This window comes from Bacillus sp. T17B1, assembly GCF_026796395.1.
In the GTDB taxonomy this organism is placed as follows: domain Bacteria; phylum Bacillota; class Bacilli; order Bacillales; family Bacillaceae; genus Bacillus; species Bacillus spizizenii_A.
Map to the genome: position 1 here is coordinate 1 of NZ_JALAYA010000024.1, position 14,595 is coordinate 14,595.

Sequence of the window (14,595 nt, forward strand, 5' to 3'; positions counted from 1 at the left end):
GAGATTTTCTCGACAGCCTGACAGCCTTCTCATTGGAGAAGGCTGTTTTCTATTTCTTATGAGAATAGCTTATCAATAAACGAAATATCCTCTTGAGAAAGCGTCACGTCAGCTGTTTTGATGTTATCAATCAACTGATCGGCACGTTTTGCGCCAGGGATTAAAATATCAATTTCCGGTCTTGCCAAATACCAAGCCAATACGATGTGAGGGATGTCCACGTTGTGCTTTTCAGCAATCGGCGCAAGCTTGTTGACCTTTCTGATATTCTCTTTGAAACGCTCGCCTTTGAAGTGTTCCTGTTCGTTTCGCAGGTCTCCTTCAGGGAACGTTGTATCTTCTGTATACTTGCCTGCCAATAATCCTGATACGAGCGGGAAGTAAGGGATAAATGAAATATTATGCTCCTTCGTATACGGGAAGAATGTCTTTTCCGCTTCACGGTTTAACAGGTTGTATTCGCCTTGCAATACATCTACCAATCCGTCTCTGTTTGCTTCTTTCAATTGCTCTATAGAGAAGTTTGATACACCGATGGAGCGAATTTTTCCGGCTTGTTTCATCTCATTCAGCGCGTTGACAGCTTCATCCTTAGGTGTATGTTCGTCCGGGAAGTGAATGTAGAACAAATCGATATAATCGGTATTCAAACGCTTCAGGCTTTCATCAACTGATTTCTTAAGGAATTCTGGTGAATTATCAAAGACAAAGTCATTTCCTTGTTTTCTGTGCGCGGCTTTCGTCGCGATGACAACATCTTCACGGTTGAATTCACGCAGCACCTCGCCAATTAATTCTTCAGAACGGCCGATTCCGTAAATGTAAGCGGTATCCAACATTGTCACGCCATTACGAATCGCCTCGCGAACCAATTCTTTTCCGGTTTCTTCATTCAGATTCGGGTAGAGGTTATGTCCTCCGACAGCATTTGTTCCTAATCCGATAGGGAATACCTGCAAGTCTGATTTTCCGAGCGTAGCTTTTTTCATGATCTGCCTCCTAGAATAAAATGGATGAAAGAATCTCAACACTATTGTAACCGCTAGGCCAGATGAATGCCGATTTGGTGCTCATTGCAATACTGCGTGTACTCGTCATCTAATGGCTGGGATGTCACAATGCAATGCAGCCTGTCAAACGGTGCATACGTCAGCAGCGTTGATTTTCCGAATTTAGAATGGTCAGCCAATAAATACACTTCTTTTGCTTTTTCCGAAATCCTTTTTTTAATTTCGTACTCGAGCAGATCCGAATTGGTCAATCCGTGTGTCAGCGTCGTTCCGGTAGCAGACATAAAGGCTTTGTTGATATTGTACTTATCAAGCATAGCCGGGTCGTCCATTCCGACAAAGGAGCGCGTTTTTCTCTTATAATTATTTCCGATAATGATTAAGTTGATATGCTTCAAAGCTGACGCCGCATTGATAATGTCTAAACTGTTGGTCAAAATGGTGACATCTTTGGCAGGATCAAGCGTATCGAGAATAGACTTTGTTGTTGTTCCTGAATCAATGAAAATCAGATCGTGATCTTCAATAAAACGGGATGCATAGTGAGCAATTTTTGTTTTTTCGTCTTGGTGCTGAATGGTGCGATTCTCAAAAGGAACTAATGCGGTTTTCTCAATAGATGTTACGCCGCCGTATACTTTTTCAATCGCACCCTTTTCTGTTAGCTTATTGATATCACGTCTGACTGTGTTTTTAGAGACATTGAATACCTGGCACAGCTCATCTAAGGAAACAGTGCCATGCGATAAAATGTACTCCTCCATTTCTTGAATCCGCATCAGTTTCATATAAATAAACTCCTTCTTGAATCTTTACGTAACATAAATATATAATAAAACCCAAGAATTGATCAATAGTTGCTTAAAAAATGATAACATCAGTGTATATCTTTTGCAAGATTCAACGGACTTCTCGTTACTCTCTTCATTAGTTAAAAGATTAATATAATAAAAATAATGAAAAAATTTAGAGTTTGTGATTGACTTATGGGTATTATGCGATTAGAATATAACCAAGAAATGACCAAAAAGTAACCTGATGTTTATGAAATGGTTGCTTGTATCTAAAACTGAACCGCCATTTATTTTTTTGGTTTTTTTGAAAGCGTTTAATTCTTGGCTTACTGAAACAGTGGATATTGATATGAATCTATCCTGAACCATCCATACAAGTGTATGTGTTTACTAATGAAGGAGGCAATCAGAATGGGAGAAATCAGAAAATTAAAAAACTATATTAACGGTGAATGGGTTGAAAGCAAAACAGATAAATATGAAGACGTTGTGAATCCGGCGACGAAAGAAGTGCTGTGCCAAGTGCCGATTTCAACAAAAGAGGATATCGATTACGCAGCGGAAAAAGCGTCTGAGGCGTTTGAAACTTGGTCAAAAGTGGCGGTTCCGCGCCGGGCCAGAATCCTATTTAACTTCCAGCAGCTGCTGTCTCAGCATAGAGAAGAACTTGCTCATCTGATTACCATTGAAAATGGAAAAAACACAAAAGAAGCACTGGGAGAAGTGGGACGCGGAATTGAGAACGTAGAATTCGCGGCCGGAGCACCTTCCCTGATGATGGGTGACTCACTTGCTTCCATCGCAACAGATGTTGAAGCGGCCAACTACCGCTATCCAATCGGAGTTGTCGGCGGAATTGCGCCATTCAACTTCCCGATGATGGTTCCTTGCTGGATGTTCCCGATGGCAATCGCGCTCGGCAACACGTTTATTTTAAAACCATCTGAGCGGACACCGCTGTTAACAGAGAAATTGGTTGAGCTTTTTGAAAAAGCGGGCCTTCCAAAAGGGGTATTCAACGTCGTATACGGTGCGCATGACGTTGTGAACGGCATCCTTGAGCATCCTGAAATTAAAGCGATTTCATTAGTAGGCTCCAAGCCGGTCGGCGAATACGTCTACAAAAAAGGAAGCGAAAACTTAAAACGCGTTCAATCTCTGACTGGCGCGAAAAACCATACGATTGTCCTGAATGATGCAAATCTCGAAGATACAATCACAAACATCGTCGGAGCAGCCTTCGGTTCTGCCGGTGAACGCTGCATGGCTTGTGCGGTTGTGACGGTTGAAGAAGGAATTGCTGATGAGTTTATGGCGAAGCTGCAGGAAAAAGTGGCTGACATTAAAATCGGTAACGGCCTTGATGACGGCGTGTTCTTAGGACCGGTGATTCGCGAAGACAACAAGAAGCGCACGCTCAGCTATATCGAAAAAGGGCTGGAAGAAGGCGCGAGACTCGTATGTGACGGACGTGAAAATGTGTCTGACGACGGCTACTTTGTCGGCCCGACGATCTTTGATAATGTCACGACAGAGATGACGATCTGGAAAGATGAAATTTTTGCTCCGGTCTTATCTGTCATCCGCGTGAAAAACCTGAAAGAAGCAATTGAGATTGCCAATAAGTCTGAGTTTGCGAATGGTGCTTGCCTGTTCACATCCAACTCAAACGCAATCCGCTACTTCCGTGAAAACATTGATGCGGGTATGCTCGGCATCAACCTGGGTGTTCCGGCTCCGATGGCGTTCTTCCCATTCTCAGGCTGGAAGTCTTCATTCTTTGGAACGCTGCATGCGAACGGAAAAGACAGCGTCGACTTCTATACACGTAAAAAAGTGGTTACGGCAAGATATCCTGCACCTGATTTCAACTAAACGACCAACAGCCGAACGGCGTCTATGCGCGCTGTTTGGACTCATTCTACCAATAGAAAGAGGAGGGCTTCACTATGAGTGATTTGTTGCGTAAGCCGCAGTCGAATGAAGTGTCTAATGGGGTCAAACTGGTGCATGAAGTAACGAAATCCAACTCTGATCTCACTTATGTAGAATTTAAGGTGCTAGATATCGCTTCCGGTTCCAGCTATGCAGAGGAATTGAAAAAACAAGAAATCTGTATTGTGGCGGTAACAGGAAAGATTACAGTGACCGATCATGAGTCAACTTTTGAGCATATCGGCACACGTGAAAGCGTATTTGAACGAAAACCGACAGACAGCGTCTATATTTCAAATGACCGTTCCTTTGAGATCGCAGCGGTCAGCGACGCAAGGGTTGCGCTTTGCTATTCTCCATCGGAAAACCAGTTGCCGACAAAGCTGATCAAAGCGGAGGACAACGGAATTGAGCATCGCGGGAAGTTTTCAAACAAACGTACTGTTCATAACATTCTTCCGGATTCAGACCCTTCAGCTAACAGCCTATTAGTAGTTGAAGTCTATACAGACAGCGGCAACTGGTCCAGCTACCCGCCTCATAAACACGATCAAGACAACTTGCCTGAGGAATCTTTCTTAGAAGAAACGTACTACCATGAATTAGACCCGGGACAGGGCTTTGTATTTCAGCGTGTATATACAGATGACCGCTCCATTGACGAGACAATGACTGTAGAAAATGAAAACGTTGTCATTGTTCCTGCTGGATACCACCCGGTAGGCGTGCCGGACGGATACACATCCTACTATTTAAATGTCATGGCAGGGCCGACGCGGAAATGGAAGTTTCATAATGACCCGGCGCATGAGTGGATTTTAGAACGCTAACAAGTGAGGAGTGGCTGTTTACGATGAAGTATACATTCAATGAAGAGAAGGCTTTTGATATTGTTGCCATCGGCCGGGCATGTATTGATCTGAACGCAGTCGAATACAACCGCCCAATGGAAGAAACGATGACATTTTCCAAATACGTCGGCGGTTCACCTGCGAATATCGCGATCGGCAGCGCGAAGCTTGGCTTAAAAGCAGGCTTTATCGGCAAAATTCCAGATGACCAGCATGGAAGATTCATAGAGTCCTATATGAGAAAAACCGGCGTTGATACAACGCAGATGATTGTTGATCAGGATGGACACAAAGCAGGCTTAGCATTTACAGAAATCCTCAGCCCCGAAGAATGCAGCATCCTCATGTATCGCGATGATGTGGCGGATCTTTATCTTGAGCCTTCAGAGGTAAGCGAGAACTATATCGCAAATGCGAAAATGCTGCTTGTCTCCGGGACTGCACTTGCCAAAAGCCCGTCACGGGAAGCGGTGTTAAAAGCTGTTCAATATGCGAAGAAGCATCAGGTTAAAGTGGTGTTCGAACTGGATTACCGCCCGTACACGTGGCAGTCAGCCGATGAAACAGCCGTTTACTATTCTTTGGTCGCCGAGCAGTCTGATATCGTCATCGGCACACGCGATGAATTTGATGTGATGGAAAACCGCACAGGCGGTAGCAATGAGGAATCCGTCAATCATTTATTTGATCATTCAGCCGACCTTGTTGTCATCAAACACGGCGTCGAAGGCTCCTACGCCTACAGCAAATCTGGCGAGGTATTCCGCGCCCAAGCGTACAAGACAAAAGTGCTGAAAACCTTTGGAGCCGGTGACTCCTATGCGTCAGCCTTTATCTATGGCCTTGTCAGCGGCAAAGACATTGAAACGGCATTGAAATACGGCAGCGCGTCAGCCTCCATTGTTGTCAGCAAGCACAGCTCATCGGAAGCCATGCCGACGGCGGATGAAATCGTACAGCTTATTGAAGCACAGTCATAATTGAAAAAGATCGAGTAAAGGTGGGATCGTTTGTGGGTAAGAAAATTCGCTTAACAACAGCACAAGCGCTGATTAAATTCTTAAACCAGCAGTACATCCATGTAGATGGAAAGGAAGAGCCTTTTGTAGAAGGGATTTTCACGATTTTCGGTCATGGAAACGTATTAGGGATCGGCCAGGCGCTTGAGCAGGATGCAGGCCATTTGAAAGTCTATCAAGGGAAGAATGAACAAGGAATGGCGCATGCCGCAATGGCGTACAGCAAACAAATGCTAAGAAGAAAAATATATGCGGTCTCTACATCCGTCGGGCCGGGAGCGGCCAACTTAGTGGCGTCAGCCGGCACTGCATTGGCAAACAATATCCCGGTTCTCTTGATTCCGGCAGATACATTTGCGACAAGACAGCCAGACCCTGTACTGCAGCAAATGGAGCAAGAATACAGTGCGGCGATTACGACAAACGATGCATTGAAACCTGTCTCGAGATACTGGGACCGCATTACGCGCCCTGAACAGCTTATGAGCAGTTTGCTGCGCGCGTTTGAAGTCATGACTGACCCGGCAAAAGCAGGTCCGGCAACGATTTGTATCTCTCAGGATGTCGAAGGAGAGGCATACGACTTTGATGAAAGTTTCTTCGTCAAACGGGTTCATTATATTGATCGCATGCAGCCGAGCGAGCGTGAGCTTCAAGGTGCTGCGGAGTTGATTAAAGCCAGCAAAAATCCTGTAATCCTTGTCGGCGGAGGCGCAAAATACTCCGGTGCACGCGATGAATTGGTTGCTATTTCTGAAGCGTATCACATTCCGTTAGTTGAAACGCAGGCAGGAAAGTCGACTGTTGAAGCGGATTTTGCCAACAACCTCGGCGGAATGGGCATCACAGGAACACTTGCGGCAAATAAAGCGGCCCGCCAAGCTGATTTAATTATCGGTATCGGCACAAGATATACCGATTTTGCGACATCCTCTAAGACCGCTTTTGATTTCGATAAAGCGAAGTTTTTGAACATCAATGTCAGCCGAATGCAGGCGTACAAACTCGACGCATTCCAAGTGGTAGCGGATGCGAAAGTGACCCTTGGCGAACTGCACGGCCTGCTTGAAGGCTATAAGAGCGATTTCGGCTCAACGATTAAGGAGCTGAAGGATGAATGGCTCGCTGAACGTGAACGCCTCAGCAAAGTGACGTTTAAACGAGAAGCATTTGATCCGGAAATCAAACATCATTTCTCTCAAGAGGTTCTAAATGAATACGCTGACGCGTTGCATACTGAGCTTCCGCAAACAACGGCATTGCTGGCAATCAACGAGACGATACCTGAAGACAGTGTGATCATCTGTTCAGCAGGCTCCCTTCCAGGAGATTTGCAGCGTCTGTGGCATTCAAATGTTCCGAATACGTATCACCTGGAATACGGGTATTCCTGCATGGGCTATGAAGTGTCCGGGACACTGGGTCTTAAACTGGCCCATCCTGACAGAGAAGTATATTCCATTGTCGGAGACGGCAGCTTTTTGATGCTTCACTCCGAGCTAATTACGGCGATTCAGTACAATAAGAAAATTAATGTGCTGCTCTTTGATAACTCTGGTTTTGGATGCATCAACAACCTGCAAATGGATCACGGCAGCGGCAGCTACTATTGTGAGTTCCGCACAGAAGACAACCAGATTTTAAATGTCGATTATGCAAAAGTTGCTGAAGGATACGGCGCGAAAACCTACCGTGCAAACACAGTAGAAGAATTAAAAGCGGCGTTAGAGGATGCGAAGAAACAAGATGTATCAACGTTAATTGAGATGAAGGTTCTACCAAAAACAATGACGGACGGCTATGACAGCTGGTGGCATGTCGGCGTAGCAGAGGTATCTGAACAAGAAAGCATACAGAAAGCATACGAAGCAAAAGAGAAAATGCTGGAATCTGCGAAGCAGTATTAGAGGGGAGGCACCATAGATGGGCAAAAATAAAATCCTGTGGGGGATCGCTCCCATTGGGTGGCGGAATGATGATATGCCTGAAATTGGAGCGGGAAATACACTTCAGCATTTGTTAAGTGATATTGTTGTCGCACGTTTTCAAGGCACGGAGGTCGGGGGCTTTTTCCCCGAACCTGCCATCCTGAACAAAGAGCTGAAGCTTCGGAATTTACGCATTGCGGGAAAATGGTTCAGCAGTTTTATGTTGCGTGACGGACTTGGTGAAGCGGCAAAGGCATTTACCCTGCATTGTGAGTACTTGCAGCAAGTAAACGCGGATGTCGCAGTTGTCTCTGAACAAACCTACAGCGTGCAAGGCTTGGAGAAAAACGTGTTCACAGAGAAGCCGCACTTTACGGATGATGAATGGGAAAGGCTTTGCGAAGGGCTGAATCACCTTGGCGAAATTGCTGACCAGCATGGCCTGAAGCTCGTCTATCATCACCATCTCGGCACCGGTGTCCAAACGGCAGAAGAAGTCGACCGCCTGATGGAAGGAACAGACCCTGCGCATGTACACCTCCTCTATGATACAGGCCATGCGTATATTTCTGACGGTGACTATGTGGGGATGCTTGAGAAGCATATCAACCGCATTAAGCATGTGCACTTTAAAGATGCCCGCCTGAATGTCATGGAACAATGCAGGCTTGGAGGGGAATCGTTTCGGCAAGCATTTTTAAAAGGCATGTTCACGGTTCCCGGTGATGGATGCATTGATTTTAGAGAAGTATATCAACAGCTGTTGAAGCACGATTATTCCGGATGGATTGTCGTTGAAGCTGAACAGGACCCCGATGTTGCAAACCCGCTTGAGTATGCATTGATCGCGAGAAACTATATTGATGAGCAGTTGTTGGATCTGGCTTAATGGGGACTGAATATATGGGTAATACCAATGTAGATTCAGCCTCGGCCTTCAATAAACGGACAATCGCAGCAGCTTTGGCCAACTACATTGATGCCGGTTCCATTGTGGCGGGCTCTGCTGGTTTATCATTATGGGTCAGTTACCTAAAGCTATCTGATACGCAAATCGGGCTGCTCGGCGCGCTAAGCGCAAACGCAATTTCTGCCGCTGTCGGCGCACTGCTTGGCGGGTATTTGGCTGATAAAGTCGGGCGGAAGGCTGTTTATACCAATAGCATGCTGGTTTATGCAATAGGGATTTGTTTCGTTTTGTTTGGGGTGAATTTCCCCATTTTGTTAAGCGGTTACATGATTATCGGTTTATCAGTGGGAGCTGACATTACGGCATCATGGACCATTATTGCAGAAAATGCGCCAAAGAAAAACCGGGCCCGCCATTGCGGCGTGGCACAAGTCGCTTGGGCGGCGGGGGCAGTCGTTGTGCTGCTTCTCTCCGTACTGGTCGGTGATTTAGGCCTCTTGGGGAACAAAATCGTATTTGCCCATCTGCTTGTCATTGCACTGATTACGTATATCCTGCGAATCAGGCTTCCGGAGTCAGACGCCTGGCAGCCTAAAAATCAGCTGGGAGATGCTCAGTCAGAGCAGCCGGCCGTACTGAATAAAACATCGTATTTTGATTTGCTCAAGCCAATGTATGTAAAAAACATACTGTTTTTGATGGGTGTGTACTTGGTTTGGAATTTAGCCGCCGGAGTGATGGGTTTCTTTATGCCATACATTTATCAGCAGGTCGGCGGTGTATCTGCCAACATGGCAAACCTTTTGCAAATGGGCCTGTTTATCTTCACCGGATTAGGGGTCGCCTTTATCTTCATGCCCTTTGCCGACAAATATAGAAAAACCGTATTTGGAATCGCCGCTTTTATGGCGGTGATCGGATGGACACTGTTTCTGCTGCCGGTTGAAGGCCTGCCGGTTCTGCTCTTGTTTATTGTCGTAATCGGCATCAATAACGGAGCCGGGCAGCAAGCGAACTATCAGTTATGGGCAAGTGAAATCTTTCCTACACAGTATCGTGCTTCTGCACAGGGACTGATGTTTTTCTTAGTCCGTATTTCAATAGGGATTTGGAGTCTGTTTGTCCCAATGATTATGACCAATTTCGGCATTGGAACGATGGCTGCAATTCTCCTAGGTTGTGTGACGGCCAGTATGATCATCGGGCTTCTCTTCGCGCCGAATACGTCTGGCAAGTCGCTTGAACAAATTCAAGAGGAACTCTACGGAGCTGGATCTCCTCAGGGCCAAGTAAAGCAAGGAACAGATAGCAAAATGATGTAACCAACAGAAGGAGTGGCTGTCAATGAATTTACGTATTGGTGTAATTGGAACTGGAGCAATCGGAAAAGAACATATTAACCGCATCACGAACAAACTATCCGGCGCAGAAATCGTTGCTGTTACGGATGTCAATCAAGAAGCTGCACAAAAGGTTGTTGAGCAATACCAATTAAACGCGACGGTTTATCCCAATGATGACAGCCTGCTTGCAGACGAAAATGTAGACGCCGTCTTAGTGACAAGCTGGGGGCCTGCGCATGAATCGAGCGTGCTGAAAGCCATTCAAGCCCAGAAATATGTGTTCTGTGAAAAGCCGCTCGCGACAACGGCTGAGGGATGCATGCGCATCGTTGAAGAAGAAATGAAAGTGGGCAAACGCCTTGTTCAAGTTGGCTTCATGCGCCGGTATGACAGCGGTTACGTACAGCTGAAAGAAGCGCTCGACAATCGTGTCATCGGCGAGCCGCTTATGATTCACTGTGCGCACCGCAACCCGACTGTGGGAGACAACTACACAACGGATATGGCCGTAGTCGACACGCTTGTTCATGAAATTGATGTGCTGCACTGGCTCGTAAATGATGACTACGAGTCCGTTCAGGTCATCTATCCGAAAAAATCGAAAAATGCCCTTCCGCATTTAAAAGATCCGCAAATCGTTTTAATCGAAACAAAAGGCGGTATCGTCATCAATGCTGAAATCTATGTCAACTGTAAATACGGTTATGACATTCAATGTGAGATCGTCGGAGAAGACGGCATCATCAAGCTTCCTGAACCATCAAGCATCAGCATGAGAAAAGAAGGCAAATTCAGCACAGATATTCTGATGGATTGGCAGAGACGCTTTGTAGCCGCGTACGATGTGGAAATCCAAGACTTCATTGATTCGATTCAAAAGAAAGGCGAGGTCAGCGGCCCGACGGCATGGGACGGCTATATTGCTGCTGTTACGACTGACGCGTGTGTCAAAGCCCAGGAATCTGGACAAAAAGAAAAGGTTGAATTAAAGGAAAAACCGGAATTCTATCAATCTTTTACAACAGTAGAAAACTAAAAAAAGAGGAGTGAAAACATGAAATTAGCATTAGATCCATCAATGTATCGAGATGATTTAACGTTAGAGGAAATGGTCTATAAAACGGCAGAGCTTGGCTATGAATATATCGAGTTGTCGCCGCGTGAGGATTTCTGTCCATTTTATAAATATCCGAAAGTCGATTCAGCAAAGATCAAACAATTAAAGCGGCTTTTACGGGATACAGGCGTTAAGCTTTCATCACTCCTTCCGCTTTATCACTGGGCAGGCCCTGATGAAGACCGCCGCCAGGCTGCGGTGCGCAACTGGAAAAGGGCAATCGAAATTGCGGTTGAGCTTGAAGTGGATTTGATGAACAGTGAATTCAGCGGTTCAAAATATGATCCTTTAACAAGTGAAGAAAAGTTTATCAAATCCATGGATGAGCTTCTGCCAGTCTTTGAAAAAGAAGGCATTAAACTCAATCTTCAAGCCCATCCGTACGATTTTATCGAAACGCACAAGGGTGCGATGGATATGATCCGCGCGCTTGACAAGGATTGGATCAATCTTGTCTACTCAACTGCGCATACGTTCTTCTATGATGACGGCAAAGGCGATATCGAGACCATGTTTGACCAAGCCGGCGACCGCCTCACACATGTTTTATTTGCAGATACCTTTAATCATAAGGCGGCTCATGGCCTGCGTTACATCGTCAATCCGCCTGACGCAAAAGTAACGGTTCACCAGCATTTGGACATTGGCCAAGGCGAGGTTGATTTTGATACGATTTTCAGAAAGCTGAGAGAAATGAAGTTTGACGGAATTGCGACGAATGCCGTTTTTGCTTGGGTTGACGAAAGAGCGGATGAATCAAGCCGATTTATGCTTCGGAAAATGAAAGAAGAATTAGGTCTGGCATAAGCTGAGCATGGAGTTCGGCGGGTTATGGCGAATAGCCATCCTGCCGAACTCCCTTCATATCTAAAATGCAGATGGGGGAGTCTGACATGAAACTTTGTTTTAATGAGGCAACAACATTGGAAAACTCAAACCTTAAACAAGATTTAGAATTATGCGAAAAGCATGGCTATGATTATATTGAAATCCGCACAATGGATAAGCTCCCGGAGTACTTAAAAGACCATTCATTGGCTGATCTTGCAGAATATTTTCAAACCCATCACATCAAGCCGCTTGCCTTAAACGCACTCGTGTTTTTCAACAACCGTGATGAAAAGGGCCACGATGAGATCATCACTGAATTTAAAGACATGATGGAAACGTGCAAGACCCTCGGTGTGAAATATGTCGTGGCCGTTCCGCTGGTGACTGAGCAGAAGATTGTGAAAGAAGAGATCAAAAAGAGCAGTGTAGAGGTGCTGACTGAGCTTTCAGATATCGCGGAGCCGTACGGCGTAAAGATTGCGCTTGAATTTGTCGGCCATCCACAGTGTACAGTTAATACGTTTGAACAGGCGTACGACATCGTAAACACAGTCGACCGTGACAATGTTGGGCTTGTCCTTGACAGTTTCCACTTCCATGCAATGGGGTCAAATATTGAAAGCTTAAAGCAGGCAGATGGAAAGAAGATTTTCATCTATCATATCGACGATACCGAAGATTTCCCTATCGGCTTTTTAATGGATGAGGATCGTGTATGGCCGGGCCACGGGGCGATTGACTTAGATGCCCACTTATCAGCACTTAAGGAAATCGGCTACTCTGGTGTTGTATCGGTTGAGCTGTTCCGGCCTGAATACTATAAGCTGAATGCTGAGGAAGCCATTCAGACAGCGAAAAAAACAACGGTTAATGTCGTATCAAAATACTTCAACATGTAATGGGTAAAGGAGGGGTGGACATGGCTTTTGTATCGATGAAAGAGCTTCTTGAAGATGCAAAGCGGGAGCAATATGCAATCGGCCAGTTTAATATCAACGGCCTGCAGTGGACGAAGGCGATTTTGCAGGCTGCGGAAGAAGAACAGTCACCTGTTATCGCGGCGGCATCGGATCGGCTGATCGACTACTTGGGCGGATTTAAAACCGTAGCCGCGATGGTCAATGCGCTGATGGAAGAATTGTCAATCACGGTTCCCGTTGTCCTTCACCTTGATCACGGCAGCAGTGTGAAGCGCTGTAAGCAAGCCATTGAAGCAGGCTTTAGCTCGGTCATGATTGACGGATCACATTCACCGATTCATCAGAATATTGCCATGACGAAAGAGGTAGCGGTCTATGCCAAGCCTCACGGTGTGTCAGTGGAGGCTGAAGTCGGCACGGTAGGCGGCATGGAGGACGGTCTTGTGGGCGGTGTAAAATACGCTGATCTACATGAGTGCCAGCGTCTCGTGGAAGAAACCAATATTGATGCCCTGGCTGCTGCGCTTGGATCAGTTCATGGAAAGTATCAAGGTGAGCCTAAGCTCGGATTCAAAGAGATGGAGGAAATCGCTAATACAACGAACATTCCGCTTGTTCTTCACGGCGCATCGGGAATTCCGGCTGATCAAATCGCAAGAACAATCCAGCTTGGCCACGCGAAGATCAACATCAATACAGAATGTATGGTGGCATGGGCAGAAAAAACACGCGATATGTTTGAAGAAAATCCTGACTTATATGAACCCCGTGCTTATATGACGCCGGGAATTGACGCAGTAAAAGAAACAGTGAAAAGCAAAATGAGAGAATTCGGCTCAGCGGGAAAAGCCGCTAAACAGCAAGTCAGCTGAAGAAAAAGCACTCACAATGTCGTGAGTGCTTATTTTTGGTTTTCTTTCTCACGCTTCACCAGCATATCAGCAATCAAATCAACCTGTTTGCTGACGGAAATCGGATCGTACGGGTAGAATGTGTCAAAGTCGTTGATAAACACACGGTTATGTTTGACAGCGTCTAGGTTTTTCCAAATAGAGGAGTCCTCCAGCTTGTCGAGTGTTTTGCTTTCGCCTTTCGGATTGTAGTCCGTAATGAACATATAATCTGCGGCATACTCAGGAATGACCTCTTGAGAGAGCTGTTTCATTTCTCCTTTTTTAATGACATCTTGTTCAATTTTTTCAGGCGCTTTTAACCCTAGCGCGTTGTATACAGCTTGGCCGCCGCGTCCGCCATTGTCATTGAACACCCAGAATTCGCCCTTATCCGTGTTTTCATAAATACCGAATGTTGCATCCTTGTCGATGACGCCGGCAATTTTCTTTCTGGCTGCTGCTGCCTTTTTGTTAAAATCATCCATAAATGATGTTGCTTCATCTTTCGCTCCAGCGATATCTCCGAACATGCTGACTGTGTCTTCTACGTTTTTCGCTGTGTTATAAGGAACGACAACAGTTGGAGCGATTTTCTTTAATTGATCGACATTCTCTTCATTCATGACAACAATTAAGTCAGGCTGAAGCTCCATTACTTTTTCAACGCTGATCGGATCACCGACATCCTTCACATCTTTCAGCTTTGATTTTAAAAACGGATTATCAAATGACCATGAGCCCGAGCCGACCACATTCGCTCCGACAGACAGCAATTCTCCAGCATAAAAATCAGTAACGATGCGTTTCGGGTGTGCAGGAATGTTGACGTCCCCTTTTGTTGATTTGTATGTTCTCATTTCTATCTTTTCGGAAGCTGAATCACTTGAGCTTCCTTTCGAGGCCGTGCCGCTGCAAGCGCTGGCAAACATAAGAAGCAGTACCAGCATGCCTGCGAGCAATGTGTTCTTTTTCATCAAGAACCCCTCCAATATGTATTTTGAATTATTGATAATGATTATCGTTATCAATTAATAATATAGCAAG

At 45.6% G+C, this 14,595-nt stretch carries 13 protein-coding genes; 10 read left to right on the plus strand and 3 right to left on the minus strand.

Annotation, left to right across the window (positions count from 1 at the left end):
* Positions 1 to 56 precede the first annotated feature (56 nt).
* A complete protein-coding gene (locus MOF34_RS12345; RefSeq protein WP_268400327.1) occupies positions 57 to 989 on the minus strand; it encodes an aldo/keto reductase in 933 nt (310 codons plus the stop codon).
* Positions 990 to 1,042: 53 nt separating this feature from the next.
* Entirely contained in the window at positions 1,043 to 1,798 is a 756-nt protein-coding gene (gene iolR / locus MOF34_RS12350; RefSeq protein ID WP_019716279.1) for a myo-inositol utilization transcriptional regulator IolR, read from the minus strand.
* Between the two features lie 417 nt (positions 1,799 to 2,215).
* Between iolR and iolA the strand changes: the two genes are divergently transcribed.
* The 10 genes from iolA to fba all read left to right on the plus strand — a co-directional run bounded on the left by iolA (position 2,216) and on the right by fba (position 13,530).
* Positions 2,216 to 3,679, plus strand: coding sequence for a methylmalonate-semialdehyde dehydrogenase (gene iolA / locus MOF34_RS12355; protein WP_268400328.1), 1,464 nt, complete (start codon positions 2,216 to 2,218; stop codon positions 3,677 to 3,679).
* 74 nt (positions 3,680 to 3,753) lie between these two features.
* Positions 3,754 to 4,569 (plus strand): 5-deoxy-glucuronate isomerase, encoded by an 816-nt coding sequence (gene iolB, locus MOF34_RS12360; RefSeq protein ID WP_268400330.1) that lies wholly within the window; start codon positions 3,754 to 3,756, stop codon positions 4,567 to 4,569.
* Between the two features lie 23 nt (positions 4,570 to 4,592).
* Positions 4,593 to 5,570 carry a 5-dehydro-2-deoxygluconokinase gene (gene iolC, locus MOF34_RS12365; RefSeq protein WP_268400332.1) on the plus strand — a complete coding sequence of 326 codons (978 nt, stop codon included), beginning with the start codon at positions 4,593 to 4,595 and terminating at the stop codon, positions 5,568 to 5,570.
* Positions 5,571 to 5,602: 32 nt separating this feature from the next.
* Positions 5,603 to 7,516, plus strand: a complete 1,914-nt coding sequence (gene iolD / locus MOF34_RS12370; RefSeq protein ID WP_268400333.1) for a 3D-(3,5/4)-trihydroxycyclohexane-1,2-dione acylhydrolase (decyclizing) — start codon at positions 5,603 to 5,605, stop codon at positions 7,514 to 7,516.
* A 16-nt stretch (positions 7,517 to 7,532) separates the two neighbouring features.
* Positions 7,533 to 8,426, plus strand: a complete 894-nt coding sequence (gene iolE / locus MOF34_RS12375; RefSeq protein ID WP_268400335.1) for a myo-inosose-2 dehydratase — start codon at positions 7,533 to 7,535, stop codon at positions 8,424 to 8,426.
* Between the two features lie 14 nt (positions 8,427 to 8,440).
* A complete protein-coding gene (iolF, locus tag MOF34_RS12380) occupies positions 8,441 to 9,769 on the plus strand; it encodes a myo-inositol transporter IolF (RefSeq protein ID WP_019716273.1) in 1,329 nt (442 codons plus the stop codon).
* A 22-nt stretch (positions 9,770 to 9,791) separates the two neighbouring features.
* On the plus strand, positions 9,792 to 10,826 hold the full coding sequence (iolG, locus tag MOF34_RS12385) for a bifunctional inositol 2-dehydrogenase/D-chiro-inositol 1-dehydrogenase (protein ID WP_268400336.1): 1,035 nt from the start codon (positions 9,792 to 9,794) through the stop codon (positions 10,824 to 10,826).
* Positions 10,827 to 10,844: 18 nt separating this feature from the next.
* A complete protein-coding gene (locus MOF34_RS12390; RefSeq protein ID WP_268400337.1) occupies positions 10,845 to 11,714 on the plus strand; it encodes a sugar phosphate isomerase/epimerase family protein in 870 nt (289 codons plus the stop codon).
* 86 nt (positions 11,715 to 11,800) lie between these two features.
* Positions 11,801 to 12,637, plus strand: a complete 837-nt coding sequence (gene iolI, locus MOF34_RS12395; protein ID WP_268400339.1) for a 2-keto-myo-inositol isomerase — start codon at positions 11,801 to 11,803, stop codon at positions 12,635 to 12,637.
* Between the two features lie 20 nt (positions 12,638 to 12,657).
* A complete protein-coding gene (fba, locus tag MOF34_RS12400) occupies positions 12,658 to 13,530 on the plus strand; it encodes a class II fructose-1,6-bisphosphate aldolase (RefSeq protein ID WP_268400340.1) in 873 nt (290 codons plus the stop codon).
* Positions 13,531 to 13,559: 29 nt separating this feature from the next.
* Here fba and MOF34_RS12405 read toward each other — a convergent pair whose 3' ends face one another.
* Positions 13,560 to 14,525 carry an iron-hydroxamate ABC transporter substrate-binding protein gene (locus tag MOF34_RS12405; RefSeq protein ID WP_268400342.1) on the minus strand — a complete coding sequence of 322 codons (966 nt, stop codon included), beginning with the start codon at positions 14,523 to 14,525 and terminating at the stop codon, positions 13,560 to 13,562.
* Positions 14,526 to 14,595: the final 70 nt, after the last annotated feature.

Excerpts from the sequence above, each read along its gene's own strand:
- iolI (WP_268400339.1), top strand. The coding sequence starts at position 11,801 with ATGAAACTTTGTTTTAATGAGGCAACAACATTGGAAAACTCAAACCTT.
- iolA (WP_268400328.1), top strand. The coding sequence starts at position 2,216 with ATGGGAGAAATCAGAAAATTAAAAAACTATATTAACGGTGAATGGGTT.
- iolE (WP_268400335.1), top strand. The coding sequence starts at position 7,533 with ATGGGCAAAAATAAAATCCTGTGGGGGATCGCTCCCATTGGGTGGCGG.
- iolR (WP_019716279.1), bottom strand. The coding sequence starts at position 1,798 with ATGAAACTGATGCGGATTCAAGAAATGGAGGAGTACATTTTATCGCAT.
- MOF34_RS12405 (WP_268400342.1), bottom strand. The coding sequence starts at position 14,525 with ATGAAAAAGAACACATTGCTCGCAGGCATGCTGGTACTGCTTCTTATG.
- iolG (WP_268400336.1), top strand. The coding sequence starts at position 9,792 with ATGAATTTACGTATTGGTGTAATTGGAACTGGAGCAATCGGAAAAGAA.
- iolC (WP_268400332.1), top strand. The coding sequence starts at position 4,593 with ATGAAGTATACATTCAATGAAGAGAAGGCTTTTGATATTGTTGCCATC.
- iolF (WP_019716273.1), top strand. The coding sequence starts at position 8,441 with ATGGGTAATACCAATGTAGATTCAGCCTCGGCCTTCAATAAACGGACA.
- fba (WP_268400340.1), top strand. The coding sequence starts at position 12,658 with ATGGCTTTTGTATCGATGAAAGAGCTTCTTGAAGATGCAAAGCGGGAG.
- MOF34_RS12390 (WP_268400337.1), top strand. The coding sequence starts at position 10,845 with ATGAAATTAGCATTAGATCCATCAATGTATCGAGATGATTTAACGTTA.
- iolB (WP_268400330.1), top strand. The coding sequence starts at position 3,754 with ATGAGTGATTTGTTGCGTAAGCCGCAGTCGAATGAAGTGTCTAATGGG.
- MOF34_RS12345 (WP_268400327.1), bottom strand. The coding sequence starts at position 989 with ATGAAAAAAGCTACGCTCGGAAAATCAGACTTGCAGGTATTCCCTATC.